General features: G+C 59.4%; 28 protein-coding genes. 15 read left to right on the forward strand and 13 right to left on the reverse strand.

Annotated features, from left to right (window positions below):
* The gene (locus ACIQV9_RS11400) at positions 1–612 is read left to right on the forward strand and encodes a superoxide dismutase (protein ID WP_403101177.1); all 612 of its coding nucleotides are present in this window, start codon (positions 1–3) and stop codon (positions 610–612) included.
* 30 nt (positions 613–642) lie between these two features.
* A complete protein-coding gene (locus ACIQV9_RS11405; RefSeq protein WP_403101179.1) occupies positions 643–1536 on the forward strand; it encodes a ZIP family metal transporter in 894 nt (297 codons plus the stop codon).
* Positions 1537–1544: 8 nt separating this feature from the next.
* Here ACIQV9_RS11405 and ACIQV9_RS11410 read toward each other — a convergent pair whose 3' ends face one another.
* The 10 genes from ACIQV9_RS11410 to ACIQV9_RS11455 form a co-directional block, all read right to left on the reverse strand.
* Positions 1545–1820, reverse strand: coding sequence for an HPr family phosphocarrier protein (locus ACIQV9_RS11410; RefSeq protein WP_403101181.1), 276 nt, complete (start codon positions 1818–1820; stop codon positions 1545–1547).
* 15 nt (positions 1821–1835) lie between these two features.
* On the reverse strand, positions 1836–2693 hold the full coding sequence (rapZ, locus tag ACIQV9_RS11415) for an RNase adapter RapZ (protein WP_145306962.1): 858 nt from the start codon (positions 2691–2693) through the stop codon (positions 1836–1838).
* Between the two features lie 2 nt (positions 2694–2695).
* A complete protein-coding gene (gene ptsN / locus ACIQV9_RS11420) occupies positions 2696–3160 on the reverse strand; it encodes a PTS IIA-like nitrogen regulatory protein PtsN (RefSeq protein ID WP_403101182.1) in 465 nt (154 codons plus the stop codon).
* 12 nt (positions 3161–3172) lie between these two features.
* Positions 3173–3481 carry a ribosome hibernation-promoting factor, HPF/YfiA family gene (hpf, locus tag ACIQV9_RS11425; protein WP_149657581.1) on the reverse strand — a complete coding sequence of 103 codons (309 nt, stop codon included), beginning with the start codon at positions 3479–3481 and terminating at the stop codon, positions 3173–3175.
* 74 nt (positions 3482–3555) lie between these two features.
* On the reverse strand, positions 3556–5049 hold the full coding sequence (locus ACIQV9_RS11430; protein ID WP_403101185.1) for an RNA polymerase factor sigma-54: 1494 nt from the start codon (positions 5047–5049) through the stop codon (positions 3556–3558).
* 184 nt (positions 5050–5233) lie between these two features.
* On the reverse strand, positions 5234–5959 hold the full coding sequence (lptB, locus tag ACIQV9_RS11435) for an LPS export ABC transporter ATP-binding protein (RefSeq protein WP_010463322.1): 726 nt from the start codon (positions 5957–5959) through the stop codon (positions 5234–5236).
* Positions 5959–6507 carry a lipopolysaccharide transport periplasmic protein LptA gene (gene lptA, locus ACIQV9_RS11440; RefSeq protein ID WP_403101187.1) on the reverse strand — a complete coding sequence of 183 codons (549 nt, stop codon included), beginning with the start codon at positions 6505–6507 and terminating at the stop codon, positions 5959–5961. Before lptA ends, lptB begins: the two co-directional genes overlap by 1 nt.
* Positions 6494–7066: an LPS export ABC transporter periplasmic protein LptC gene (gene lptC / locus ACIQV9_RS11445; RefSeq protein WP_403101189.1), complete on the reverse strand. Its 573-nt coding sequence runs from the start codon at positions 7064–7066 to the stop codon at positions 6494–6496. Before lptC ends, lptA begins: the two co-directional genes overlap by 14 nt.
* Before the next feature lie 7 nt (positions 7067–7073).
* On the reverse strand, positions 7074–7598 hold the full coding sequence (locus ACIQV9_RS11450; RefSeq protein WP_007941249.1) for an HAD family hydrolase: 525 nt from the start codon (positions 7596–7598) through the stop codon (positions 7074–7076).
* Positions 7598–8572, reverse strand: a complete 975-nt coding sequence (locus tag ACIQV9_RS11455) for a KpsF/GutQ family sugar-phosphate isomerase (RefSeq protein ID WP_403101191.1) — start codon at positions 8570–8572, stop codon at positions 7598–7600. Before ACIQV9_RS11455 ends, ACIQV9_RS11450 begins: the two co-directional genes overlap by 1 nt.
* 277 nt (positions 8573–8849) lie before the next feature.
* Here ACIQV9_RS11455 and ACIQV9_RS11460 point away from each other — a divergent pair, with 277 nt between their 5' ends.
* The 10 genes from ACIQV9_RS11460 to hisC all read left to right on the forward strand — a co-directional run bounded on the left by ACIQV9_RS11460 (position 8850) and on the right by hisC (position 16946).
* On the forward strand, positions 8850–9659 hold the full coding sequence (locus ACIQV9_RS11460; RefSeq protein ID WP_131061203.1) for an ATP-binding cassette domain-containing protein: 810 nt from the start codon (positions 8850–8852) through the stop codon (positions 9657–9659).
* Complete coding sequence (gene mlaE, locus ACIQV9_RS11465) at positions 9659–10456, forward strand: lipid asymmetry maintenance ABC transporter permease subunit MlaE (protein WP_010463310.1); 798 nt, start codon at positions 9659–9661, stop codon at positions 10454–10456. Before ACIQV9_RS11460 ends, mlaE begins: the two co-directional genes overlap by 1 nt.
* On the forward strand, positions 10456–10923 hold the full coding sequence (gene mlaD / locus ACIQV9_RS11470) for an outer membrane lipid asymmetry maintenance protein MlaD (RefSeq protein WP_109627992.1): 468 nt from the start codon (positions 10456–10458) through the stop codon (positions 10921–10923). The genes mlaE and mlaD overlap by 1 nt, the downstream gene beginning before the upstream one ends.
* A gap of 11 nt (positions 10924–10934) precedes the next feature.
* Positions 10935–11591, forward strand: a complete 657-nt coding sequence (locus ACIQV9_RS11475) for a phospholipid-binding protein MlaC (RefSeq protein ID WP_403101194.1) — start codon at positions 10935–10937, stop codon at positions 11589–11591.
* Positions 11588–11893 carry a lipid asymmetry maintenance protein MlaB gene (locus tag ACIQV9_RS11480; protein ID WP_403101196.1) on the forward strand — a complete coding sequence of 102 codons (306 nt, stop codon included), beginning with the start codon at positions 11588–11590 and terminating at the stop codon, positions 11891–11893. Before ACIQV9_RS11475 ends, ACIQV9_RS11480 begins: the two co-directional genes overlap by 4 nt.
* A 114-nt stretch (positions 11894–12007) precedes the next feature.
* Positions 12008–12247 (forward strand): BolA family protein, encoded by a 240-nt coding sequence (locus tag ACIQV9_RS11485; RefSeq protein ID WP_007912386.1) that lies wholly within the window; start codon positions 12008–12010, stop codon positions 12245–12247.
* 22 nt (positions 12248–12269) lie between these two features.
* Positions 12270–13535 carry a UDP-N-acetylglucosamine 1-carboxyvinyltransferase gene (murA, locus tag ACIQV9_RS11490; RefSeq protein ID WP_403101198.1) on the forward strand — a complete coding sequence of 422 codons (1266 nt, stop codon included), beginning with the start codon at positions 12270–12272 and terminating at the stop codon, positions 13533–13535.
* 268 nt (positions 13536–13803) lie between these two features.
* Positions 13804–14439 carry an ATP phosphoribosyltransferase gene (hisG, locus tag ACIQV9_RS11495; protein ID WP_007901570.1) on the forward strand — a complete coding sequence of 212 codons (636 nt, stop codon included), beginning with the start codon at positions 13804–13806 and terminating at the stop codon, positions 14437–14439.
* 126 nt (positions 14440–14565) lie between these two features.
* On the forward strand, positions 14566–15891 hold the full coding sequence (gene hisD, locus ACIQV9_RS11500) for a histidinol dehydrogenase (protein WP_403101200.1): 1326 nt from the start codon (positions 14566–14568) through the stop codon (positions 15889–15891).
* Positions 15892–15893: 2 nt separating this feature from the next.
* Positions 15894–16946: a histidinol-phosphate transaminase gene (gene hisC, locus ACIQV9_RS11505; RefSeq protein ID WP_403101202.1), complete on the forward strand. Its 1053-nt coding sequence runs from the start codon at positions 15894–15896 to the stop codon at positions 16944–16946.
* Positions 16947–17063: 117 nt separating this feature from the next.
* Here the strand turns inward: hisC and ACIQV9_RS11510 are convergent, their stop codons facing one another.
* From ACIQV9_RS11510 to algW, 3 genes are all read right to left on the reverse strand, one after another.
* Positions 17064–17783 carry a DUF4198 domain-containing protein gene (locus ACIQV9_RS11510; RefSeq protein ID WP_403101204.1) on the reverse strand — a complete coding sequence of 240 codons (720 nt, stop codon included), beginning with the start codon at positions 17781–17783 and terminating at the stop codon, positions 17064–17066.
* A 12-nt stretch (positions 17784–17795) separates the two neighbouring features.
* A complete protein-coding gene (locus ACIQV9_RS11515) occupies positions 17796–19901 on the reverse strand; it encodes a TonB-dependent siderophore receptor (protein WP_403101206.1) in 2106 nt (701 codons plus the stop codon).
* A gap of 80 nt (positions 19902–19981) precedes the next feature.
* Positions 19982–21148, reverse strand: a complete 1167-nt coding sequence (gene algW / locus ACIQV9_RS11520) for a Do family serine endopeptidase AlgW (RefSeq protein WP_403101209.1) — start codon at positions 21146–21148, stop codon at positions 19982–19984.
* Between the two features lie 102 nt (positions 21149–21250).
* On the opposite strand from algW, the gene ACIQV9_RS11525 reads away from it, so the two are divergent.
* The 3 genes from ACIQV9_RS11525 to cysN all read left to right on the forward strand — a co-directional run bounded on the left by ACIQV9_RS11525 (position 21251) and on the right by cysN (position 25084).
* A complete protein-coding gene (locus ACIQV9_RS11525; protein ID WP_109628001.1) occupies positions 21251–22009 on the forward strand; it encodes a Nif3-like dinuclear metal center hexameric protein in 759 nt (252 codons plus the stop codon).
* A 249-nt stretch (positions 22010–22258) separates the two neighbouring features.
* Positions 22259–23176: a sulfate adenylyltransferase subunit CysD gene (cysD, locus tag ACIQV9_RS11530; protein WP_010463281.1), complete on the forward strand. Its 918-nt coding sequence runs from the start codon at positions 22259–22261 to the stop codon at positions 23174–23176.
* Between the two features lie 9 nt (positions 23177–23185).
* Entirely contained in the window at positions 23186–25084 is a 1899-nt protein-coding gene (gene cysN / locus ACIQV9_RS11535; protein ID WP_403101212.1) for a sulfate adenylyltransferase subunit CysN, read from the forward strand.
* The last annotated feature ends 133 nt before the right edge of the window (positions 25085–25217 follow it).

Here is a 25217-nt window from a genome sequence, read left to right on the forward strand (position 1 = left end):
ATGGCTTTTACCTTGCCTGCCCTGCCTTACGCTTACGATGCCCTGGAACCGCATATCGATGCGCAAACCATGGAGATCCACTACACCAAGCACCATCAGACCTACATCAATAATCTCAATGCCGCGGTCGAAGGCACCGAATTTGCCGAGTGGTCGGTGGAAAAGCTGGTCGCCAGCGTCCAGCAACTGCCGAAAAAACTCCGCGCGGCGGTGATCAATCAGGGCGGCGGCCACGCCAACCATTCGCTGTTCTGGGAAGTGATGGCGCCTCACGGCGGCGGCAAACCCGACGGTGCGCTGGCCAAGGCGATTGATGAGCAACTGGGCGGTCTGGACAGTTTCAAGGATGCGTTCACCAAAGCTGCGCTGACCCGATTTGGCAGTGGCTGGGCGTGGCTCAGCGTCACGCCGCAAAAGACCCTGATTGTGGAAAGTAGCGGTAACCAGGACAGCCCGTTGATGAATGGCAATACGCCGATCCTTGGCCTGGACGTCTGGGAGCACGCTTATTACCTGCAATATCAGAACCGTCGTCCGGAATACATTAATGCGTTCTACAACGTGATCATTTGGCCTGAAGTCACTGCGCGTTATCAGGCTGCGCTGGTTTAAGTCCTCTATAAAAACAATCCAAGGCTGACTATGGGCACTGAAACACTGGCAATCGGCAGCGGACGAATGTTTCGTTACGCGTTGGGATCGCTGTTGCTGCTGGCGGGCATGTCGTTATTGGTCGCCCATGGGCTGGCGTGGCTGAATCTCGAACCCAAACTGTTGCGTGCTCTGCAGGGCGGGGCGATTTGCGCCCTGGGCACTGCGTTGGGTGCGGTGCCGGTGCTGGTGATTCGGCGGATGCCACAGGCGGTCAGCGACACACTGCTCGGTTTCGGTGCCGGGGTGATGCTTGCGGCGACGGCGTTTTCGCTGATCGTTCCGGGTATCTCCGCTGCTGAAAGCCTGGGGCTGACTCCCTGGGCGGCCAGTGGCCTGATCAGCTTCGGCATCATGCTCGGCGCGTTCGGGCTGTTTCTGGTGGACCGAAAGGTGTCTGGCGCTTCGCCGGAAATGTTCGTCGGAACGCTGGAGCGGCCATTCATCCCGCCACGGATCTGGCTGTTTGTGTTTGCCATCATTGCCCACAACATTCCTGAAGGCATGGCGGTCGGAGTCTCGGCCGGTGGTGGAATGCCCGATGCTGACAGCCTGGCCATGGGCATCGCGTTGCAGGATGTGCCGGAAGGACTGGTAATCGCGCTGGTGTTGGCCGGGGCGGGAATGTCGCGGGTCAAGGCGTTCCTGATAGGTGCTGCGTCAGGTCTGGTCGAGCCGGTCTTCGCGCTGTTGTGCGCCTGGCTGGTGAGCCTGGCCGAATTGCTGTTGCCGTTGGGATTGGCGTTGGCGGCGGGTGCGATGTTGCTGGTGGTCACCCATGAAGTCATCCCCGAGTCGCGGCGCAATGGTCACGACAAGCTGGCGAGCCTTGGCTTGTTGATCGGGTTTTGTTTGATGATGGTGATGGATACTGCACTCGCCTAGGCGAGTGCTTAGCCGCCTTCGCCGAAGTAGTCGTTGATCAAATCCACCAATGCTTGCAAGGCATCGTCGGCCTGCTCACCTTCGGTACTCAGGTGAATTTTTGTTCCCTTGCCGGCGGCGAGCATCATCATGGCCATGATGCTTTTGCCGTCTACCATGGACTCGGGAGTACGTCCGACCCGTATCGTGCAATCCTTGAACTCACCGGCAACGCCAACGAATTTTGCCGAAGCACGGGCATGAAGGCCCAGCTTGTTGATGATTTCTATTTCCCGAGCAGGCATCGCGATGTGAATCCTTTAGCTGAGGTCGCGGTGGCGAACCTGGACGTTCTTCAGGGATTGTTGCAGGACCTGGCCCAGACGTTCGGTCAGGTAGACGGAGCGGTGATGCCCGCCGGTGCAGCCAATGGCAATGGTGACATAAGCGCGGTTGCTGGCGGCAAAGCGCGGCAACCACTTGAGCAGGTAAGTGGAAATGTCCTGAAACATCTCTTCGACGTCCGGTTGTGCCGCCAGGTACTCGGCCACCGGTTGATCAAGCCCGGACTGATCGCGCAATTCCGGCTTCCAGTAAGGGTTGGGCAGGCAGCGCACGTCGAACACCAGGTCGGCATCTACCGGCATGCCACGTTTGAATCCGAAAGATTCCACCAGGAACGCAGTGCCGCTATCTGGCTGGTTCAACAGGCGCAACTTGATGGTATCGCGTAGTTGATACAGGTTCAGGTTGGTGGTGTTGACTTTGAGGTCCGCCAGATCGGCGATCGGCCCCAGCAAACTGGTTTCGTCCTGAATCGCCTCCGCCAACGAACGGTGGGCAGTACTCAGCGGGTGGCGACGGCGGGTTTCCGAGAAGCGTTTGAGCAAGGTCTCTTCGTCGGCGTCCAGGTACAACACATCGCATTTGATATGCCGACTGCGGACTTCTTCCAGCAGCTCCGGAAACCGCGATAGATGACTCGGCAGGTTGCGCGCATCGATAGATACAGCAACCAGCGGTTGTGCGAGTTCAGTATGAATCAGCGCTCGCTCGGCCAGTTCCGGCAGCAATCCGGCGGGCAGGTTGTCGATGCAGTAGTAGCCGTTGTCCTCGAGAACATCGAGTGCGGTACTTTTACCTGAGCCGGAACGGCCACTGACGATGATCAGGCGCATGATTAATGACCGTTTTGCTCGTCCAGGACAACCTGATACAAGGCTTCATTGCTCGGGGCGCTGCGCAGTTTTTCGCGGACTTCCTTGCGATCGAGCATGCTGGCGATCTGGCGCAGTAGTTCCAGGTGGGCATCGGTAGCGGCTTCCGGGACCAGCAGAACGAACAGCAGGTCAACCGGGGCGCCGTCGATGGCGTCGAAATCGATGGGTGCATCGAGGTGCATCAAGGCACTAATGGGTGAGGTGCAACCCTTGAGGCGACAGTGGGGAATGGCGATGCCGTTGCCAAAACCGGTAGAACCGAGTTTTTCACGGGCGACCAGGCTCTCGAAAACATCCTGCATGGCCAGATCCGGCACTTCGCGGTGGATAAGGTTGGCAATTTGCTCGAGGGCTTTCTTTTTGCTGCCGCCCGGCACGTTCACGAGGGAACGGCCGGGGGTCAGGATGTTTTCAAGTCGGATCATGGGTTGGGAGTGTTAACGACCGGTCGCGCCCTGAAGGAGGCTTTGGGTCTTTTCCTTATGCTTTTTGAGTTGTTTATCCAGCTTGTCGGTCAGTGCGTCGATCGCCGCGTACATATCGGTATGCTCCGCGTTTGCGACCACTTCATTGCCGGGAATATGCAGCGTGGCTTCGATTTTCTGCTTGAGCTTTTCGACCGTCATCGTGACCTGCACGTTGGTGATCTTGTCGAAATGCCTCTCTAATCGTTCGAGTTTTTCGCCGATGTAGGCGCGCAGAGGTTCGGTCACTTCCAGTTGGTGTCCACTGATGTTGACTTGCATACAGCTTCTCCTTCGTTGCCAGTGCATAAAGCGGTAGATCAGATGATCTACCACTGGAACGCTGTGGCGTGGCTCTACATCAACCGCTTGCGTTCGCTCGAAGGCGCGATCCCTAGAGATTCGCGGTACTTGGCGACGGTGCGGCGAGCCACCTGAATGCCTTGTGCCTCCAGTAAACCAGCGATCTTGCTGTCACTCAACGGCTTTTTCTGATTTTCCGCGGCAACCAGTTTTTTGATGATCGCGCGGATCGCTGTGGACGAGCATTCACCGCCTTCGGAGGTGCTGACGTGGCTGGAGAAAAAGTATTTCAGTTCATAGATGCCCCGAGGGGTATGCATGAATTTCTGCGTGGTCACCCGTGAAATCGTCGACTCGTGCATCCCCACCGCTTCGGCGATGTCATGCAGCACCAGCGGTTTCATCGCTTCGTCGCCGTACTCCAGGAAGCCGCGCTGGTGCTCGACAATCTGGGTGGCCACTTTCATCAGGGTTTCGTTGCGACTTTGCAGGCTTTTGATGAACCAGCGGGCTTCTTGCAACTGATTGCGCATGAAAGTGTTGTCGGCGCTGGTGTCGGCGCGGCGCACAAACCCGGCGTATTGGGCGTTGACCCGCAGTCGTGGCACCGATTCCTGGTTCAGCTCGACCAGCCAGCGCTCATTGTCCTTGCGCACGATCACGTCAGGGACAACGTACTCGGCTTCACTGGACTCGATCTGCGAGCCCGGGCGCGGGTTGAGGCTCTGCACCAGCTCGATGACCTGGCGCAATTCATCTTCCTTGAGCTTCATGCGACGCATCAGCTGGCTGTAATCACGGCTGCCGAGCAGGTCGATGTAGTCGGTGACCAGACGTTTCGCTTCGGCCAGCCAAGGCGTCTTGGCTGGCAGTTGGCGCAATTGCAGCAGCAGGCATTCGCCCAGGTTGCGGGCGCCAATGCCGGCTGGTTCGAATTGCTGGATGCGGTGCAGGACGGCTTCGATTTCGTCCAGTTCGATGTCCAGTTCCGGATCGAAGGCCTCGAGAATTTCCTCGAGGGTTTCGTCCAGGTAGCCCTGATTGTTGATGCAGTCGATCAGGGTCACGGCGATCAGGCGATCGGTGTCGGACATCGGTGCCAGGTTCAGTTGCCACAACAAATGGCTTTGCAGGCTTTCACCGGCCGATGTGCGGGTGGTGAAATCCCACTCGTCGTCATCATTGCTCGGCAGGCTGCTGGCGCTGGTCTGGTAGACGTCTTCCCACGCGGTATCGACGGGCAGCTCGTTGGGAATGCGCTCGTTCCAGTCGCCTTCCTCGAGGTTATCCACCGTCGGGGCGGTTTCCTGGTAAGAGGGTTCCGAAATATCGGCGTTGGGGAGCTGTTCGGCTTTGTCGGCCAAGGGGTCGGCGTTATCGAAGTCGTCGCCTTCTTCCTGGCGTTCGAGCATCGGATTGGACTCCAGGGCCTCCTGGATTTCCTGTTGCAGGTCCAGGGTCGACAATTGGAGCAGGCGGATGGCCTGTTGGTGCTGAGGTGTCATCGTCAGCTGCTGGCCCATTCTCAAGACTAGCGATGGTTTCATGGCAGGGGCTTAACACCTTATTCGCCGGCGCACATGCGCCATCCACTACAGGGCGCCGGAGCGCCAAACATAAGCAAATTATATGCCCGAAACTGCAGCGTTTGCCTAGAGCGCTGTAACAATAAAAAAGTATTGATTTTTTATCGAGACAAGCGCTCGGACAATCAGCCAGACACCTTAGCGCTTAAAGGCGGAATTCGTGGCCCAGATACACTTCCTTGACCAGTTCGTTGGCCAGGATGGTGGCGGAGTCACCTTCGGCGATCAGTTGGCCATCGTTGACGATGTAGGCGGTTTCGCAGATATCCAGGGTTTCACGGACGTTGTGGTCAGTGATCAGCACGCCAATGCCTTTGGCCTTGAGGTGGTAGATGATCTGTTTGATGTCGCCCACCGAAATCGGGTCCACACCGGCGAATGGTTCGTCGAGGAGGATGAATTTCGGGTTGGTGGCCAGTGCCCGGGCGATTTCCACCCGGCGACGCTCACCGCCGGACAGGCTCATGCCGAGGTTGTCGCGGATATGGCTGATGTGGAATTCCTGCAGCAGGCTTTCCAGCTCCTTGCGACGCTCGGCCTTGTCGAGTTCCTTGCGGGTCTCGAGGATGGCCATGATGTTGTCCGCCACCGACAGTTTGCGGAAGATCGACGCTTCTTGCGGAAGATAGCCGATACCGGCCTTTGCACGGCCGTGCATCGGTTGGTGGCTGACGTCCAGATCATCGATCAGCACGCGGCCCTGATCGGCCTGCACCAGGCCGACGATCATGTAGAAGCAGGTGGTCTTGCCGGCGCCGTTAGGACCTAGCAGGCCGACGATTTGACCGCTGTCGATGGACAGGCTGACGTCGCGCACGACCTGGCGGCTCTTGTAGCTCTTGGCCAGATGCTGAGCTTTCAGAGTTGCCATTACTGGGCCTTTTGCTCGTCGGTTTTCTTCTTCGGCTGGATCACCATGTCGATGCGCGGGCGCGACTCGGTGACCTTGGCGCCTGTCGCGCGACCGGCGCTCGCAAGCTTTTTCTCGGTGTCGTAGACGATTTTCTCGCCTTGGGTGGTGTTGTTGTCCTTGTCGATAACTTTTGCCTTATCGATCAGCACGACGCGGTTTTGCGAGGCGTGGTACTGGATAGTCACCCCCCAACCCTGAACAGGCTTGGTGTCGCCAGCCGTCTGCATCTGCTCGAAGTAGGCCAGGTTGCCCACCGAGGTCACCACATCGATGTCGCCAGCCGGGGTGCGGGTGATGGTCACGGTATTGCCAGTGACCTTCATCGAGCCCTGAGTAATGATCACGTCACCTTTATAGGTGGCAACGCCATTCTTGTCGTCCAGTTGGGCGTCGTCGGCCTGAATGCGGATAGGCTGCTCTTGATCGTTCGGCAGAGCCCAGGCGCTCACGCTTCCCAGTGCTGCGCCCAGACTGAGCAAAATAGGGAGAGTTTTAACGAGCCTCATACTGTCCTCTTACGTTCGATAGCAGGTGTATCCTGCTTTCTTTCAAATACGCTTTCATTCCGTTGCCTGTCGATACACCGCCAGCGCCGTCGATTCTAACGGGTTGATCGGTCTGCGCATATTGCTCCTTGGGGAACACAGTCATACGGGTGGTGGTAATCAGGGTCCTACGGTTTTTCTCGTCGAAACGGGTGATGCGCACCGAATCGATCAGCTCGACCTGAGTGCCGTCCGGGTTGACTTCGCCGTGCTCACTCTGGACGTGCCAGGGGAACTGCGTACCGCGAAACATGTTCAGGTCGGGGTTGGTCAGCAACGTCACCTCGCTCACTTTCAGGTGTTCGACCTTGTCGGACGTCATTTCGTACTGCAATTTGCCGTCCGGCAGGTACTGCACGCTGTGTGCGTTGAGGGCGTAATAGTCGATCGCGCTTTCATCGACCTTGGCTACGGGTTTGTCGAGGAAGCGTTCCGGGCTGATGTTCCAGTAGCCGACCGCGGCGAACAGCGCCGCGATGCAGCCGAACAGCAGGAGGTTACGAATCTTTTTGCTCAGCATAATGGGCTCACAGGTACGCGGCGTTGGCCGCATCGAGGCGGCCCTGGGCGCGCAGGATCAATTCACAGAATTCGCGAGCGGCACCCTCGCCACCACGGGCCAGGGTAATGCCATGGGCGTGTTCACGCACGAAGCTGGCAGCGTTTGCTACGGCCATGCCCAGGCCCACGCGGCGAATCACCGGCAGATCCGGCAAGTCGTCACCCAGGTAGGCGACCTGTTCATAGCTTAGGTTGAGTTGGGCAAGAAGTTCGTCGAGCACCACCAGTTTGTCTTCGCGGCCCTGGTAGAGGTGTGGAATGCCGAGGTTCTTCGCCCGCCGTTCGACCACCGGGGTCTTGCGGCCGCTGATGATAGCGGTCTGCACGCCGGCTGCCATCAACATCTTGATGCCTTGACCGTCGAGGGTGTTGAACGTCTTGAATTCGCTGCCGTCTTCGAGAAAGTACAGGCGCCCGTCGGTCAGCACGCCATCGACGTCGAACACCGCGAGTTTGATCTGTTTGCCGCGTTGCAGCAGGTCCGTGCTCATTACATTACTCCCGCACGCAGCAAGTCGTGCATGTTCAAGGCGCCGACCGGGCGGTCTTCGCTGTCGACCACGACCAGTGCGTTGATCTTGTGGTCTTCCATGATTTTCAGGGCTTCGGCGGCGAGCATCTCGGCGCGAGCGGTTTTGCCGTGCGCGGTCATGACCTGATCGATGGTGGCGCTGTGGATGTCGATGCTGCGGTCCAGTGTGCGGCGCAAGTCACCGTCGGTGAAGATCCCGGCCAGTTTGCCATCGGCTTCCAGGATCACGGTCATGCCCAGGCCCTTGCGGGTCATTTCCATCAGTGCATCCTTGAGCAACGTGCCGCGCTGAACCTGCGGCAGTTCCTGACCGGCGTGCATGACGTTTTCGACTTTCAGCAACAGGCGTCGGCCCAGCGCGCCGCCCGGATGGGAAAAGGCGAAGTCTTCAGCGGTAAAGCCCCGGGCTTCCAGCAGCGCAACGGCCAGGGCATCGCCCATGACCAGCGCGGCGGTGGTCGACGAAGTCGGCGCCAGGTTCAGCGGGCAGGCTTCGTGCTCGACGTGAACATTGAGGTTGACCTCGGCAGCCTTGGCCAGCGCCGAGTCCGGATTGCCGGTCACGCTGATCAATTTGATGCCCAGACGCTTGATCAGGGGCAGCAGGGTGACGATTTCATTGGTGGAACCGGAGTTCGACAGGGCCAGGATGATGTCGTCGCGGGTGATCATGCCCATGTCGCCGTGGCTGGCTTCGGCCGGGTGCACGAAAAACGCTGTGGTGCCGGTGCTGGCCAGGGTGGCGGCGATCTTGTTGCCGATGTGCCCGGATTTGCCCATGCCGACCACGACCACGCGGCCTTTGCTCTCCAGAATCATCTCGCAAGCGCGTACGAAATCTGCGTCGATATGGGGCAGCAAGCCTTGTACGGCTTCCAGTTCGAGGCGGATGGTGCGTTGTGCAGATTGAATCAGGTCGCTGGATTGGCTCATGTCAGAAATCGTATAGCCTGATGAAAAGGCGGCGATTATAGCGGTAATGATCAAAACCCTCACGCAAGTTCGTCACGCTTTGTCATTCCCTGTTACCGAATCCCTTCTGAATGGGGCTTTTTGCCTGGCATGTTGCTGAACATGGGCCGGCTTGGGCCTTGGGCGCTTGGCCTTTGCAGTGATATAGTTCGCCGCCAGTTCGGCCTGCCCGGGGAGGTATGTGCTTTCGTCAGAAAGCCAGGCGTCCGAGTGTGAGGCTGCATCGCAAGGAGTTTAGATGAGTGCCGATAACGCCTACGCGGTCGAGCTGAAGGGACTGTCCTTCAAGCGCGGTGCGCGCAGCATTTTCAATAACGTCGATATCCGTATCCCGCGCGGCAAGGTCACCGGCATCATGGGGCCTTCCGGGTGTGGCAAGACCACGCTGTTGCGGTTGATGGGCGCACAGTTGCGACCCACCAAGGGCGAAGTCTGGGTCAATGGCCAGAACCTGCCAAAGCTGTCGCGCAGCGATCTGTTCGATGCGCGCAAGCACATGGGCGTGCTGTTCCAGAGCGGCGCGCTGTTTACCGACCTCGACGTGTTCGAGAACGTCGCCTTTCCGCTGCGCGTTCATACCGAGCTGCCGGAAGAAATGATCCGTGACATCGTCCTGCTCAAATTGCAGGCCGTGGGGTTGCGTGGCGCCATCGACCTGATGCCCGACGAACTGTCCGGTGGCATGAAGCGCCGTGTTGCGCTGGCGCGGGCGATTGCCCTCGATCCGCAGATCCTCATGTATGACGAACCCTTTGTCGGCCAGGACCCTATTGCCATGGGCGTGTTGGTACGCCTGATCCGCTTGCTCAACGATGCGCTGGGCATCACCAGTATTGTGGTCTCCCACGATCTGGCCGAGACCGCCAGCATCGCCGACTACATCTATGTGGTGGGCGACGGGCAAGTCCTGGGGCAGGGCACTCCCGAGGAGCTGATGAACTCGCAGGAACCGCGTATTCGTCAATTCATGACCGGCGATCCCGACGGTCCGGTCGCATACCACTTTCCAGCGACGGATTACCGCGCAGATCTTCTGGGGAAGCGTTGATGCGCAAGATTTCACTGTTGGAACGCGTGCGTCGATTCGGCCATGCCGGCATCGATGTGCTGGCTGTGTTCGGCCGTTCGGCGATTTTCCTGTTTCATGCCTTGCTCGGCCGCGGCGGTATCGGCGGCGGTTTTGGCCTGCTGATCAAGCAACTGCATTCGGTGGGCGTGATGTCCCTGGTGATCATTGTGGTCTCCGGGGTGTTCATCGGCATGGTGCTGGCGCTGCAAGGCTTCAATATTCTATCCAGCTACGGTTCGGAGCAGGCGGTCGGGCAGATGGTTGCGCTGACGCTGTTGCGTGAACTCGGCCCCGTGGTCACGGCCTTGCTGTTTGCCGGGCGCGCAGGTTCGGCGCTGACCGCCGAGATCGGCAATATGAAGTCCACCGAACAGTTGTCCAGTCTGGAAATGATTGGCGTCGACCCGCTCAAGTACATCATTGCCCCGCGCCTGTGGGCCGGCTTCATTTCCCTGCCGGTGCTGGCGATGATTTTCAGCGTGGTCGGTATCTGGGGCGGTTCGTGGGTGGCCGTCGACTGGCTGGGTGTCTATGAAGGTTCTTACTGGTCCAACATGCAGAACAGCGTGACGTTCACCGATGATGTGCTCAACGGCATCATCAAGAGCATCGTCTTCGCCTTTGTCGTGACCTGGATCGCCGTATTCCAAGGCTATGACTGCGAGCCCACTTCCGAGGGGATCAGTCGTGCCACTACCAAGACCGTGGTGTATGCCTCTTTGGCTGTGCTCGGCCTGGACTTTATTCTGACCGCCTTGATGTTTGGAGATTTCTGATGCAAAACCGCACCCTGGAAATCGGTGTCGGCCTTTTCTTGCTGGCTGGCATCCTGGCTTTGCTGTTGCTGGCGTTGCGGGTTAGTGGCCTGTCCCCGAGTGCCACCACCGATACTTATAAACTTTATGCGTATTTTGACAATATCGCCGGTTTGACGGTCAGAGCTAAAGTGACCATGGCCGGTGTGACCATCGGCAAGGTCACGGCGATCGATCTGGACCGCGACAGTTTCACCGGTCGGGTGACCATGCAACTGGAAAAGCGCGTAGATAACCTGCCCGCTGACTCCACTGCATCTATCCTGACGGCTGGCCTGTTGGGCGAGAAGTACATCGGTATCAGCGTGGGCGGGGAAGAAGCCCTGCTCAAGGATGGTGGAACCATCCACGACACGCAGTCGTCGCTGGTGCTCGAGGACCTGATCGGTAAATTCCTGCTCAATACCGTTAGCAAAGACGCCAAATGAGGAGCTTTTGAATGATCTCTACCTTGCGACGTGGCCTGTTGGTATTACTCGCGGCCCTGCCGTTGATGGCTAACGCCGTGGCAGCGCCCTCAGCGCACGATATCGTGAAAGACACCACCGATCGGTTGCTCGCCGATCTGTCGGCCAACAAAGAGAAGTACAAGCAGGATCCGCAAGACTTTTACACGGCGCTGAACACCATCGTCGGGCCAGTCGTGGATGCCGAGGGCATTTCCAAAAGCATCATGACGGTCAAGTACTCACGCAAAGCCACGCCGGCGCAGATGAAGACCTTTGAAGAGAACTTCAAGAAGGGCCTGTTCCAGTTCTATGGCAACGCCTTGCTCGAGTACAACAATCAGGGCATCACCGTCGACCCTGCCAAGGATGAGTCCGGAGACCGTACCAGCGTTGCCATGACGGTCAAAGGCACCAATGGCTCGATCTATCCTGTGTCTTACACACTCGAGAAGATCAATGGCGAGTGGAAACTGCGCAACGTGATCATCAACGGCATCAACATCGGCAAGCTGTTCCGCGATCAGTTCGCTGATGCGATGCAGCGCAATGGCAATGACCTGGACAAGACCATCAACGGTTGGGCCGGGGAAGTCGCCAAGGCCAAGGAAACCAGCAAGAGTCAAGCCCCTGAGAAGCAAGCCCAATGAGTGTGTCGGCCATTCGGATGAGCGAAACCGGCGAGCTGCGACTGAGCGGCATGCTGGATTACCTCACCGGCCCTGGTCTGCGCAAGCAGGGGCAGGCGTTGATCAAGTCCAGCACGGCTGCCGAAGTGGTAGTCGATTGTTCGGCAGTGTTGAAGTCCAGCAGCGTAGGCTTGTCCCTGCTGCTGTGCTTCATGCGCGATGCAGAGGCGGCCGGCAAGGCGCTGAGCATCCGCGGGATGCCAGAAGACATGCGTGAAATCGCTCAGGTCAGCGAATTGACCGAGCTGTTGGCGCATCCCTAACCAGCATCTATTAAGAAGCCCCCCGTCAGAGTCCTGCTTCGCGGGGTTCGCAGGCGCGGGGCTTTTTTGTATGATGTCCGACCCGCGCGCACAGGGCGCCGATTGAGGTTGAGCATGCAGGCCGTAGAAGTGAAGAGCTTCCTTGAAGGAAAGCTGCCCGGAACGTTGGTAGAAGTTGAGGGCGAAGGCTGCAATTTCCAGCTGAACGTGATTAGCGATGAACTGGCGGCGTTGAGCCCGGTGAAGCGTCAGCAGCAGATCTATGCCCATTTGAACCCATGGATCACCGATGGCAGCATCCATGCGGTCACTATGAAATTTTTCAGCAGCGCGGCCTGGGCCGAGCGCACCTGAGCCCAAGGGCGTCGAGATTCTTATGGATAAATTGATTATTACTGGCGGCGTTCGTCTTGATGGCGAAATCCGCATCTCCGGGGCAAAGAACTCTGCCCTGCCGATCCTGGCTGCAACCCTGCTGTGCGATGGCCCGGTAACGGTTGCCAACCTGCCGCACCTGCACGACATCACCACCATGATCGAGCTGTTCGGCCGCATGGGCATCGAGCCGGTGATCGACGAGAAGCTCAGCGTCGAAATCGATCCGCGCACCATCAAGACCCTGATCGCACCGTACGAACTGGTGAAAACCATGCGTGCATCGATCCTGGTGCTGGGCCCGATGGTTGCCCGTTTCGGTGAAGCCGAAGTCGCCCTGCCTGGCGGTTGCGCCATTGGCTCGCGTCCGGTTGACCTGCACATCCGTGGTCTCGAAGCCATGGGCGCGGTCATCGACGTCGAAGGCGGCTACATCAAGGCCAAGGCGCCTGAAGGCGGCTTGCGCGGTGCGCACTTCTTCTTCGACACCGTCAGCGTGACCGGTACCGAAAACATCATGATGGCCGCCGCTCTGGCCAAGGGCCGCAGTGTGTTGCAGAACGCCGCTCGCGAACCTGAAGTCATCGACCTGGCGAACTTCCTGATCGCCATGGGTGCCAAGATCTCTGGCGCCGGCACCGACACCATCACCATCGATGGCGTTGAGCGTCTGCACCCGACCACCTACAAAGTGATGCCTGACCGTATCGAAACCGGCACCTACCTGGTGGCGGCAGCCGTGACCGGCGGTCGTGTGAAGGTCAAGGACACTGATCCGACCATCCTCGAAGCCGTTCTTGAGAAACTCAAGGAATCGGGCGCGGAAATCACCTGCGGCGAAGACTGGATCGAGCTGAACATGCACGGCAAGCGGCCAAAAGCCGTCAACGTGCGGACTGCTCCGTACCCGGCGTTCCCGACCGACATGCAGGCGCAGTTCATCTCCCTCAACGCCATTGCCGAAGGCACGGGCGCTGTGATCGAGACGATCTTCGAAAACCGCTTCATGCACGTTTACGAACTGCACCGCATGGGCGCCAAGATCCAGGTCGAAGGCAACACGGCCATCGTCACCGGTACCGAGAAGCTGAAAGGCGCGCCAGTGATGGCCACCGACCTGCGTGCTTCGGCCAGCCTGGTGATCTCGGCACTGATCGCCGAAGGCGACACCCTGATCGACCGCATCTACCACATCGACCGTGGTTACGAGTGCATCGAAGAGAAACTGCAGATGCTCGGCGCCAAGATCCGCCGCGTACCGGGCTAGTTTCTGCTGCATGGGCACAGGGAGGTGCCCTCCATGTGGTGTAACAGCGTCACGAGCGAATGCAAGACAAGGCGAAAACTGGCGAGAAAGCGGAGTTGACTTTAGTCAACGAGCATTTCGAGCCAGTTTTCAACGCAGGATTGCAGAGCGCAGTAGCTGTTACTCCATATGGATGAATTCGTTTCAAGTCGAGCCGTTCCCGGCTCGATGTGTGTCCGGCGCCGTTTGCGACCGGGCATCAGTAGCCTGATAAGGACTGACGTTTCCCATGTTGACCATCGCACTGTCCAAGGGCCGCATCCTTGACGACACCCTGCCGCTTCTGGCTGAAGCGGGCATCGTGCCGACCGAGAATCCGGACAAGAGCCGCAAGCTGATCATCCCCACGACTCAGGCCGACGTGCGCCTGCTGATCGTGCGCGCCACCGATGTGCCGACCTACGTCGAGCATGGTGCCGCGGACCTGGGCGTCGCCGGTAAAGATGTGCTGATGGAATATGGTGGCCAGGGTCTGTACGAGCCTCTGGACCTGCGAATTGCCCTGTGCAAGCTGATGACCGCCGGCCGTGTCGGCGATGTCGAGCCCAAGGGCCGTCTGCGGGTGGCGACCAAATTCGTCAACGTCGCCAAGCGTTACTACGCCGAGCAGGGCCGTCAGGTCGACATCATCAAGCTCTACGGCTCGATGGAGTTGGCGCCGCTGATCGGTCTGGCGGACAAGATCATCGACGTGGTCGACACCGGCAACACCCTGCGCGCCAATGGCCTGGAACCCCAGGATTTCATTGCCGACATCAGCTCCCGGCTGATCGTCAACAAAGCTTCGATGAAAATGCAGCACGCCCGTATCCAGGCGTTGATCGACACCCTGCGCAAGGCAGTGGAGTCTCGACACCGCGGCTGATTCACCTGCGCGACCTTGAGTCGCGCCCGTCTATCCGCCTCATAGCCAGAATTCTCAGGTGCCCAAGCGGAAACGACTGCTAAGTTAGGGCGCCTGAGTTTTTGCCAATCCTATGAGGCTCTCGCTATGACCGCACCGACTGCAATTCGCCGACTCAACGCTGCTGACCCGGATTTCGCGCATCATCTGGATCATCTGCTGAGCTGGGAAAGTGTGTCTGACGACTCGGTCAATCAGCGCGTGCTGGACATCATCAAAGCCGTGCGCGAGCGTGGCGACGCGGCGCTGGTGGACTTCACCCGGCAGTTCGACGGCCTCGACGTTGCGTCCATGGCGGATCTGATCCTGCCGCGCGAACGCCTGGAACTGGCCCTGACCCGGATCACCGTGCCTCAGCGCGAAGCCCTGGAAAAAGCCGCGTCCCGCGTGCGCAGTTACCACGAAAAGCAGAAACAGGACTCCTGGAGCTACACCGAAGCCGACGGCACGGTGCTGGGCCAGAAGGTCACACCGCTGGATCGCGCCGGCCTGTACGTCCCGGGCGGCAAGGCGTCGTACCCATCCTCGGTGTTGATGAACGCGATTCCGGCCAAGGTCGCCGGCGTGACGGAAGTGGTCATGGTGGTGCCGACCCCGCGCGGTGAAATCAACGAACTGGTGCTGGCCGCGGCGTGCATTGCCGGTGTTGACCGCGTCTTCACCATTGGTGGCGCGCAAGCGGTCGCCGCATTGGCTTACGGCACCGAAAGCGTGCCGAAGGTCGACAAAGTGGTTGGCCCGGGCAACATCTATGTCGCCACCGCCAAACGCCACGTGTTCGGCCAGGTTGGCATCGACATGATCGCCGGTCCGTCGGAAATCCTTGTGGTGTGCGACGGCCAGACCGATCCGGACTGGATTGCCATGGACCTGTTCTCCCAGGCCGAGCACGACGAAGATGCCCAGGCGATTCTGGTCAGCCCGGACGCCGAGTTCCTCGACAAGGTCGCCGCCAGCATCGCCAAACTGCTGCCGACCATGGAACGCGCCGAGATCATCGAAACGTCGATCAATGGCCGTGGTGCGCTGATCAAGGTCCGCGACATGGACCAAGCCATCGAAGTGGCCAACCGCATCGCGCCGGAACACCTTGAGCTGTCCGTTGCTGATCCGCAGGCCTGGCTGCCGAAGATTCGCCACGCTGGCGCGATCTTCATGGGCCGTCACACCTCCGAAGCCTTGGGCGACTACTGCGCCGGTCCGAACCACGTGTTGCCGACCTCCGGCACCGCGCGGTTCTCTTCGCCGCTGGGTGTGTACGACTTCCAGAAGCGTTCGTCGATCATCTTCTGCTCCGAGCAAGGTGCGTCCGAACTTGGCAAGACCGCTTCCGTGCTGGCCCGTGGCGAGTCGTTGACCGCCCACGCCCGTAGCGCTGAATACCGCATCGTCGACGACAAGCAGGGGAACTGAAGATGAGTAAATTCTGGAGCCCGTTCGTCAAGGATCTGGTGCCTTACGTGCCGGGCGAGCAGCCGAAACTGGCGAAACTGGTGAAGCTCAACACCAACGAAAATCCTTACGGCCCGTCGCCCAAAGCCCTGGCGGCGATGCAGACTGAACTCAACGACAATCTGCGTCTGTATCCGGACCCGAACAGCGATCTGCTGAAAAACGCCGTGGCTGCGTATTACGGCGTGCGGGCCAATCAGGTGTTCCTCGGTAATGGCTCGGACGAAGTCCTGGCGCACATCTTCCACGGCTTGCTGCAACACGACAAAGCCGTGCTGTTCCCGGACATCAGCTACAGCTTCTATCCGGTCTACTGCGGGTTATACGGCATCAAGTTCGACGCGGTGCCGCTGAACGAGCAGTTCCAGATCAATCCGGCGGACTACGCCAAGCCGAACGGCGGGATCATCTTCCCGAACCCGAACGCACCGACCGGTTGCCTGCTGGCACTGGACGCGGTGGAGCAAATCCTCAAGGCCAGCCCGGATTCGGTGGTTGTGGTGGATGAGGCTTACATCGACTTTGGCGGCGAAACCGCGATCACGTTGGTGGACCGTTATCCGAACCTGCTGGTGACTCAGACCTTGTCCAAGTCCCGCTCGCTGGCCGGCCTGCGGGTTGGGCTGGCGGTGGGGCACCCGGATTTGATCGAGGCGCTGGAGCGAATCAAAAACAGCTTCAATTCCTATCCGCTGGATCGCCTGGCGAATGTCGGGGCGGCGGCGGCGTTCGAGGATCGCGAGTACTTCGACAAGACCTGCCGGTTGGTCATCGAGCATCGTGAGTGGGTGGTTGCGCAATTGGAAGGGAAGGGGTTTGAGGTGCTGCCGTCGGCGGCGAACTTCATTTTCGCCCGTCATCCGAAGCACGATGCGGCCGGGCTGGCGGCGAAATTGCGCGAGCAGGGTGTGATTGTGAGGCACTTCAAGCAGGCGCGGATTGCGCAGTTCCTGCGGATATCCATCGGTACGCCGGAGCAGAATCAGGCGCTGATCGACGGCCTCGGCGACCTCTGATCCAGCGCTGATCCCGTAGGAGTGAGGCTTGCCCGCGAAGAGTGATGACACGGTTTACCTGTTACACCGAGCTATCGTTCTTCGCGGGCAAGCCTCGCTCCTACAAGGTTTTCTGGGTTACTCGTGATGCGGTTCACCCAGGAACGTCAGCGAACTAAACACCCCGCGCGTCGCCACATCCGGATTGTCCTTCAGCACAATCTCCATCTGCGCCGAAATCACATTCAACCCTTCATTGCGTACCACCACCTGCGCCCGGCCGTCGGCATCCGTCTCGGTGCTCAACGTATTCGGCGCACTGCGATAATCGCCAGTCAACTTCACCCCCGCCGCCGGTTTCCCATCGAGTAGCACCCGCACTGGCAGTAACTTGCCCGGTCCGACCGTCAGCGGATCAACCTCCGGCAGAATCAGCAGTTTCATCTGATCAAGCTTCGGCAACTTCGCTCCTGGTTGATAAATCGCCAGGCTGTATTTGAAGGTCTGCGTCGACTCGATCGCCCCCGGCACTTTGCTGCGTCCTTCGTTGATCCATTTTTTATCCGCCGTCTGCGACCACATGCCGTTGTCCAGCGCCACCGCCATCACGGCGGGCGGCTTCAGCGGCTGCAAGCGGGCGTGATCGGCCAGGCGCTGCACGGTCACCGGGATCATTTTGCCGTTGACGTCATAGGCCCAGGCGCCACTGATTTTTTGTGCCTTGAAGGCGTTGTCTTCGGCGCCATGGCCGTAAATCACTTCGATGTTGCCGCGACGTTGTTCGGTCCAGAGACCATGGGCCGAGACCTGGCCGGTAAACAACAGGCCGAGCAATGCCAAGGGTTTGAGGTGTTGCATGGGAACTTCCTTTTACAGATTGAGTGTGAGGCTGACGGTGAAATTGCGCGGCTCGCCGGGGTTGACCCAGTAATTGCTGTACGAGCGCTCGTAGTATTTCTCGTCGAAAAGGTTGTTCAGGTTCAGGCTGACAGTGACGTTTTCACTGGCCTTGTAATGGGCCAGCAGGTCGACGGTGTGGTAGGCCGGCAGCTCGAAATCGCTGCCGGATTCGCCCGAGCGGTCGCCGACGTAAGTGAACGCCGCGCCGACGTCCGAGCCGCGTAAATGGCCATCCTGAAATTCATAAACGCCCAGCAGACTGCCGCTGCGTTTGGCGACGCCGAGGATTCGGCTGCCGGTGGGAATCACCTTGTCGCCCTCGGTCACCTCGGCGTCGATGTAGGCGAAGGCACCGATCACTCGCACCGCGTCGGTCACTTGCCCGGTGACTTGCAAGTCGAATCCCTGGCTGCGGGCCTTGCCCATGGCGCGACTGGTGTCCGTGCCCGGGTCGAGTGCGAGGACGTTTTCCTTTTCGATATGGAAGGCGGCGAGGGTGCTGCTCAAGCGATCGTCGAACAGCTCGCTCTTGATCCCGACTTCGTAACCGACGCCTTCTTCCGGGTCGAAGGATTTGCCACCAGCGTCCAGGCCATTGTTCGGTTTGAACGAGGTGGAGGCGTTTGCGAACAGCCCGACTTCGGATGTCAGCTGATAGAGCAGGCCGGCCCGTTGGGTCAGGGCATCGTCGCTCTGGCGGCTGGTGGCGCCACGGCTGTGATCGTCGATGCGTTGCTCGAAATGTTCGAAGCGAGCACCGAGCATGCCGCGCAGTTTGTCGGTGAAGACAATCTGGTCCTGCAGGTTCAGCGCCCGGCTTTCGACGTGTTCAAAAAGGTCAGTGCCGGAGCGCTTGCCGTTGGGTTTCGGCTGACCGTAGACGGGCTGATAAATGTCGATGGCGTAGGGACCGCCGGCAATGGTGGTGACTCGTTCGTTCTTGCGGAAGTTTTCATACTCGCTGCCAATCAGCAGCTCGTGCTGCCAGCTACCGAGGTCGAACAGACCGCGCAATTCGAGTTGGGTGATGCTGTCGTGCCAATTTGTATCGCGCTCGCGGTAGCGTCGGTTGAGGGTGTGGCCGTCGGCATTCAGTGGGCGGTTTTCGGAAGCGTAGCCCCAGAGTTTGCCTTCCTTGTAATGGCTGGCCAGGCGCAGTTTCCAGTTGTCATTGAGATGATGTTCGAGCGCGGCTTGCAGCAGGTTGTTGTGGTTGTCGATGTTGCCGTCATTGGGTTCGCCAAGGAAGGTCGAGCGGGAGACGCCACTCCATTTGTTGTTCGGCGCGACGATGCCACGATCGAACGTGGAACTGTGGCGGACGAATTCGCTCTCCACCAAGAGGCTGGTGTCCGGGTTCAGTTGCCAGCTGAAGGAGGGCGCGACGAACACTCGTTGGCTGTTCACATGATCGCGAAAACTGTGGTTGTCTTCGACGGCCAGATTGACCCGGGATAAAACGTTGGCGTCGTCATCCAGCGGCGTGTTGACGTCGAGGGCAGTGCGATAGCGATCCCAACTGCCGACGCTGGTTTTCAGGGTGGTGAAAGCTTCGGGCTGAGGTTTCTTGGTGACGATGTTCACCGTGCCGCCCGGATCACCGCGCCCGTAGAGACTGGCGGCGGGGCCTTTTAGCACTTCGATGCGCTCGATGTTTGCGACGTCCGGGGTGCTCGGGTAACCCCGGTTGGCGCTGAAGCCGTCCTTGTAGAACTCCGACGTGGTGAAGCCGCGCACGCTGTATTCGTAAAGTGTCAGGCCGCCGAAGTTGTTCTGCTTCGACACTCCACCGGCAAAATCCAGGGCGCGCTCGACGCTGGTACTGCCCAGATCATTGAGTACACGGACGGGAATCACGCTGATGGATTGCGGGATATCGCGGATCGCGGTGTCGGTTTTGGTCGCGCTGGAAGAACGCGTAGCGCGGTAGCCCTTGACCGGGCCGGTGGGCGATTCATAGTCGGAGGTGACGCTGATGGCATCCAGTTCGAGGGTGCCGGGCTCTTCGGCGAAGACCGGATCCCCCAGCAGGCCAAGGGCAAGACTTGCCACAGAAGCCATTGTTCGAGACGACATGTTATGTTGTTCCAATTGAGATATTGAAACAATATAACATGCCTAATGAGAATGTCTGCTGTTAGCCCGAGATCTTCGGGCTAGGGTGAGTTTTCTTCTTTCTCTTTAACCGGCGCCGGTGGTGGACGCAGGCCGATCTCAGCCGTGAGCTTCAGCTCTTTGCCGTTGCGCATTACCTGAATCGTGACCTTGTCGGTCGGTTTGATCCGCGCGACCTGGTTCATCGAACGACGACCGTCGCCGGCCGGTTCGCCGTCAATGCTGAGGATCACGTCACCCAATTGCAGGCCGGCCTTCTGCGCCGGACCGTCACGGAAAATCCCCGCGACCACAATCCCCGGACGCCCCGACAGGCCAAACGACTCCGCCAGTTCCTGACTCAACGGTTGCACTTCGATGCCGAGCCAACCGCGAATCACCTGGCCGTGTTCGATGATCGACTTCATCACTTCCATGGCCAGTTTGACCGGGATCGCAAAACCGATGCCTTGCGAGCCGCCGGACTTGGAGAAGATCGCCGTGTTGATGCCGGTCAGGTTGCCGTTGGCATCCACCAGCGCGCCGCCGGAGTTGCCGGGGTTGATCGCGGCGTCGGTCTGGATGAAGTCTTCGTAGTTGTTCAGGCCCAATTGGTTACGGCCAGTGGCGCTGATGATGCCCATGGTCACGGTCTGGCCGACGCCAAAGGGGTTGCCGATGGCCAGCGCCACGTCACCGATGCGGATGTTGTCTGAACGGCCGACGGTAATCGACGGCAGGTTTTTCAGATCTATCTTCAGCACCGCGAGGTCGGTTTCCGGGTCGCTGCCGATTACGCGGGCCAGGGTTTCGCGACCGTCCTTGAGCGCGACCACGATCTGGTCGGCGCCGCTGGTCACGTGGTTGTTGGTCAGCAAGTAACCTTCCGGGCTCATGATCACGCCCGAACCCAGGCTCGACTCCATGCGCTTCTGCTTGGGCGAGTTGTCGCCGAAGAAGCGGCGGAACTGCGGATCTTCAAACAAAGGATGGTTCGGTTTGTTGATGACTTTGGTGGTGTACAGATTCACCACCGACGGCGCGGCGGTGGTCACCGCGTCGGCATAGGACACCGGACCTTGCTGCATCGTGGTGGTTTGCGGGGCTTGCTGCAGGTTGACGTCGAGGCTCGGAAGCCCGACCCATTGCGGGTAACGCTGGATGATCAACAGAGCGATAAGCACGCCGGCCAACAGCGGCCAGCCGGAAAAACGCAGCGCCTTGAGCATTAAGCACGTCCTGAGAGGTTGCAGGCGGTATGAGACCGCCCATAATGTCGCGCATTATACGAGGCGCAGCTCGCCTCTGAACGGGATATTTAGGAGTCTTTTATGGCCGTCGCCTTGAGCACCCTGGTCGAAGAAGCCGACCGTTACCTTAACAGTGCCAGGATTGCCGATTACTGCCCCAACGGCTTGCAGGTCGAAGGTCGGCCGCAGGTGATGCGCATCGTCAGTGGCGTCACCGCCAGCCAGGCGTTGCTGGACGCCGCCGTCGAAGCCCAGGCCGATCTGGTGCTGGTGCATCACGGCTATTTCTGGAAAGGCGAGAACCCGTGCATCACCGGCATGAAGCAGCGTCGGTTGAAAACCCTGCTCAAGCACGACATCAGCCTGCTGTCCTATCACTTGCCGCTGGACCTGCACCCGGACGTCGGCAACAACGTGCAGCTGGCGCGTCAGCTCGACATCACGGTCGAAGGCCCGCTGGATCCGGACAACCTTAAGGTGGTCGGCCTCGTAGGTTCGTTGAGCGAACCGATGACGCCCCGTGATTTCGCCCGTCGCGTTCAGGAAGTCATGGGCCGCGAGCCGTTGCTGATCGAAGGCAGCGAAATGATCCGCCGCGTTGGCTGGTGCACCGGTGGCGGCCAGGGTTACATCGATCAGGCAGTGCTGGCCGGTGTCGATCTGTACCTCAGCGGCGAGGCTTCCGAACAGACTTTCCACAGCGCACGGGAAAACGACATCAGCTTCATCGCCGCCGGCCACCATGCCACCGAGCGCTATGGCGTACAGGCGTTGGGTGATTACCTGGCCCGTCGGTTTGCGCTGGAGCACATCTTCATCGATTGCCCCAACCCGATCTGATTTCCACACCATTCCCTGTAGGAGCGAGGCTTGCCCGCGAAGAACGATAACGCGGTGCATCAGGCATACCGTGTATCGTTCTTCGCGGGCAAGCCTCGCTCCTACAAGGGGCCGGAGCCCAAACGAGGGGGTATATTCATATACCCTTTCGATCTAGTCGGCGTCCTGATTAGAAGAGGTCGCTGTGCTAGGATTCCCCGCTCGAACACGGCCCGCTGGCCGTCCATAAGATCGTTTTCGTGAGTAGCCATGGTCGACAAACTGACGCATCTGAAACAGCTGGAGGCCGAAAGCATCCACATCATCCGCGAGGTCGCCGCCGAGTTCGATAACCCGGTGATGCTGTACTCCGTCGGTAAAGACTCCGCCGTGATGCTGCACCTTGCGCGCAAGGCATTCTTCCCGGGCAAACTGCCGTTCCCGGTGATGCACGTCGACACCCGGTGGAAGTTCAAGGAAATGTACGCGTTCCGCGATCGCATGGTCGAAGAACTCGGCCTTGACCTGCTGGTCCACGTGAACCCCGATGGCGTCGCGCAGGGCATCAACCCGCTGACCCACGGCAGTGCCAAGCACACCGACATCATGAAAACCGAAGGCTTGAAACAAGCCCTCGACAAGTATGGCTTCGACGCCGCTTTCGGTGGCGCTCGCCGCGACGAAGAGAAGTCCCGTGCCAAAGAGCGCGTGTATTCCTTCCGCGACACCAAGCACCGCTGGGACCCGAAAAACCAGCGCCCGGAACTGTGGAACGTCTACAACGGCAACGTCAACAAGGGCGAATCCATTCGTGTGTTCCCGTTGTCGAACTGGACCGAACTGGACATCTGGCAGTACATCTACCTCGAAGGCATCCCGATCGTGCCGCTGTATTTCGCCGCCGAACGTGACGTCATCGAGATGAATGGCACCTGGATCATGATCGACGACGAACGCCTGCTCAATCACCTGAGCGATGAAGACAAGGCGCGCATCGTCAAGAAGAAAGTCCGTTTCCGCACACTGGGTGACTACCCGTTGACCGGTGCGGTCGAGTCCGAGGCCACCAGCCTGACCGACATCATTCAGGAAATGCTCCTGACGCGAACTTCCGAACGCCAGGGCCGGGTCATCGACCACGATGGCGCAGGCTCGATGGAAGAAAAGAAACGTCAGGGTTATTTCTAAGGGGTTGTCATGTCGCACGCATCTGATTTGATCAGCGAGGACATCCTCGCCTACCTGGGCCAGCACGAACGCAAGGAAATGCTGCGCTTTCTGACCTGTGGCAACGTCGACGACGGCAAGAGCACCCTGATCGGGCGCCTGCTGCACGACTCCAAGATGATCTACGAAGATCACCTGGAAGCCATTACTCGCGACTCGAAAAAAGTCGGCACCACCGGCGAAGACATCGACCTGGCCTTGCTGGTCGACGGCCTGCAGGCCGAGCGTGAGCAGGGCATCACCATCGATGTCGCCTACCGCTATTTCTCTACCGCCAAGCGCAAATTCATCATCGCCGACACCCCCGGCCATGAGCAGTACACCCGCAACATGGCCACCGGTGCGTCCACCTGTGACCTGGCGATCATCCTGGTCGATGCCCGTTACGGCGTGCAGACCCAGACCCGTCGCCACAGCTTCATCGCCTCGCTGCTGGGCATCAAGCACATCGTGGTCGCCATCAACAAGATGGACCTAAACGGCTTCGACGAAACCGTGTTCGAGTCGATCAAGGCCGATTACCTGAAGTTCGCCGAAGGCATCGCGTTCAAGCCGACCACCATGGCCTTCGTGCCGATGTCCGCTCTGAAAGGCGACAACGTGGTGAACAAGTCCGAGCGCTCGCCGTGGTACACCGGTCAGTCGCTGATGGAGATTCTCGAGACCGTCGAGATCGCCAACGACCGCAACTACACCGACCTGCGTTTCCCGGTGCAGTACGTCAATCGTCCGAACCTGAACTTCCGTGGTTTCGCCGGTACGCTGGCCAGCGGCGTCGTGCACAAGGGCGACGAAGTCGTCGTGCTGCCGTCGGGCAAGAGCAGCCGCGTGAAATCCATCGTCACCTTCGAAGGTGAGCTGGAACACGCAGGTCCTGGCCAAGCGGTGACGCTGACCATGGAAGACGAGATCGACATCTCTCGCGGCGACTTGCTGGTGCACGCCGACAACCTGCCGCAAGTCACCGACGCCTTCGACGCCATGCTGGTGTGGATGGCCGAAGAGCCGATGCTGCCGGGCAAGAAATACGACATCAAGCGCGCCACCTCTTACGTGCCGGGTTCGATCACCAGCATCGTCAACCGCGTTGACGTGAACACGTTGGAAGAAGGTCCTGCCAGTGCGTTGCAACTGAACGAGATCGGTCGGGTCAAGGTCAGCCTCGACGCAGCGATTGCGCTAGACGGTTACGCCAGCAACCGCACCACCGGCTCTTTCATCGTCATCGATCGTTTGACCAACGGCACCGTTGCCGCCGGCATGATCATCGCTCAGCCGTTGGCGCATGGCAGCAGCACGCACCACGGCAAACTGGCGCACGTGGCCACGGAAGAACGCGCCCAGCGTTTCGGCCAGCAACCGGCCACCGTGTTGTTCAGTGGTTTGTCGGGCGCGGGCAAAAGCACCCTGGCTTATGCGGTTGAGCGCAAGCTGTTCGACCTGGGCCGTGCGGTGTTTGTACTCGATGGTCAGAACCTGCGTCACGACCTGAACAAAGGTCTGCCGCAGGATCGTGCCGGGCGTACCGAGAACTGGCGTCGTGCGGCGCACGTTGCGCGTCAGTTCAACGAAGCCGGTCTACTGACGCTGGCAGCCTTCGTTGCGCCGAGTGCCGAAGGTCGTGAGCAGGCCAGGGAGCTGATCGGCAAGGAGCGTCTGCTGACGGTCTATGTCCAGGCCTCTCCGACGGTCTGCGCTGAGCGTGATCCGCAAGGACTGTACGCGGCGGCCGGGGATAACATCCCGGGTGATTCCTTCCCGTACGACGTGCCGCTGGACGCCGACCTCGTGGTCGATACCCAGTCGCTGTCGCTGGAAGAAAGCGTCAAGCAAGTGCTGGATCTGCTGCGTCAGCGTGGCGCGATCTAAGCGTTAGCCGTTAATAAAAAACCCGCCGATGAGCGATCATCGGCGGGTTTTTTTGTGCCAGTTCGGACGCCTTCGCGGGCAAGCCTCGCTCCTACGGGTTTGTGTCGCGTCATATGTTGCGATCATCCCAAAT

The organism is Pseudomonas sp. NPDC099000 (assembly GCF_044759925.1).
In the GTDB taxonomy this organism is placed as follows: domain Bacteria; phylum Pseudomonadota; class Gammaproteobacteria; order Pseudomonadales; family Pseudomonadaceae; genus Aquipseudomonas.

Coding starts and splice junctions, on each gene's coding strand:
- ACIQV9_RS11410 (WP_403101181.1), bottom strand. CDS start 1,820: ATGCCTGCTCGGGAAATAGAAATCATCAACAAGCTGGGCCTTCATGCC.
- ACIQV9_RS11515 (WP_403101206.1), bottom strand. CDS start 19,901: ATGTCGTCTCGAACAATGGCTTCTGTGGCAAGTCTTGCCCTTGGCCTG.
- algW (WP_403101209.1), bottom strand. CDS start 21,148: ATGCTCAAGGCGCTGCGTTTTTCCGGCTGGCCGCTGTTGGCCGGCGTG.
- lptC (WP_403101189.1), bottom strand. CDS start 7,066: ATGCTGAGCAAAAAGATTCGTAACCTCCTGCTGTTCGGCTGCATCGCG.
- ACIQV9_RS11525 (WP_109628001.1), top strand. CDS start 21,251: ATGGCCGTCGCCTTGAGCACCCTGGTCGAAGAAGCCGACCGTTACCTT.
- ACIQV9_RS11430 (WP_403101185.1), bottom strand. CDS start 5,049: ATGAAACCATCGCTAGTCTTGAGAATGGGCCAGCAGCTGACGATGACA.
- ACIQV9_RS11400 (WP_403101177.1), top strand. CDS start 1: ATGGCTTTTACCTTGCCTGCCCTGCCTTACGCTTACGATGCCCTGGAA.
- ACIQV9_RS11475 (WP_403101194.1), top strand. CDS start 10,935: ATGATCTCTACCTTGCGACGTGGCCTGTTGGTATTACTCGCGGCCCTG.
- lptA (WP_403101187.1), bottom strand. CDS start 6,507: ATGAGGCTCGTTAAAACTCTCCCTATTTTGCTCAGTCTGGGCGCAGCA.
- ACIQV9_RS11485 (WP_007912386.1), top strand. CDS start 12,008: ATGCAGGCCGTAGAAGTGAAGAGCTTCCTTGAAGGAAAGCTGCCCGGA.
- cysD (WP_010463281.1), top strand. CDS start 22,259: ATGGTCGACAAACTGACGCATCTGAAACAGCTGGAGGCCGAAAGCATC.
- ACIQV9_RS11460 (WP_131061203.1), top strand. CDS start 8,850: ATGAGTGCCGATAACGCCTACGCGGTCGAGCTGAAGGGACTGTCCTTC.
- hisG (WP_007901570.1), top strand. CDS start 13,804: ATGTTGACCATCGCACTGTCCAAGGGCCGCATCCTTGACGACACCCTG.
- murA (WP_403101198.1), top strand. CDS start 12,270: ATGGATAAATTGATTATTACTGGCGGCGTTCGTCTTGATGGCGAAATC.
- mlaE (WP_010463310.1), top strand. CDS start 9,659: ATGCGCAAGATTTCACTGTTGGAACGCGTGCGTCGATTCGGCCATGCC.
- ptsN (WP_403101182.1), bottom strand. CDS start 3,160: ATGATCCGACTTGAAAACATCCTGACCCCCGGCCGTTCCCTCGTGAAC.
- ACIQV9_RS11405 (WP_403101179.1), top strand. CDS start 643: ATGGGCACTGAAACACTGGCAATCGGCAGCGGACGAATGTTTCGTTAC.
- mlaD (WP_109627992.1), top strand. CDS start 10,456: ATGCAAAACCGCACCCTGGAAATCGGTGTCGGCCTTTTCTTGCTGGCT.
- ACIQV9_RS11480 (WP_403101196.1), top strand. CDS start 11,588: ATGAGTGTGTCGGCCATTCGGATGAGCGAAACCGGCGAGCTGCGACTG.
- ACIQV9_RS11455 (WP_403101191.1), bottom strand. CDS start 8,572: ATGAGCCAATCCAGCGACCTGATTCAATCTGCACAACGCACCATCCGC.
- lptB (WP_010463322.1), bottom strand. CDS start 5,959: ATGGCAACTCTGAAAGCTCAGCATCTGGCCAAGAGCTACAAGAGCCGC.
- cysN (WP_403101212.1), top strand. CDS start 23,186: ATGTCGCACGCATCTGATTTGATCAGCGAGGACATCCTCGCCTACCTG.
- rapZ (WP_145306962.1), bottom strand. CDS start 2,693: ATGCGCCTGATCATCGTCAGTGGCCGTTCCGGCTCAGGTAAAAGTACC.
- hisD (WP_403101200.1), top strand. CDS start 14,566: ATGACCGCACCGACTGCAATTCGCCGACTCAACGCTGCTGACCCGGAT.
- ACIQV9_RS11510 (WP_403101204.1), bottom strand. CDS start 17,783: ATGCAACACCTCAAACCCTTGGCATTGCTCGGCCTGTTGTTTACCGGC.
- ACIQV9_RS11450 (WP_007941249.1), bottom strand. CDS start 7,598: ATGAGCACGGACCTGCTGCAACGCGGCAAACAGATCAAACTCGCGGTG.
- hpf (WP_149657581.1), bottom strand. CDS start 3,481: ATGCAAGTCAACATCAGTGGACACCAACTGGAAGTGACCGAACCTCTG.
- hisC (WP_403101202.1), top strand. CDS start 15,894: ATGAGTAAATTCTGGAGCCCGTTCGTCAAGGATCTGGTGCCTTACGTG.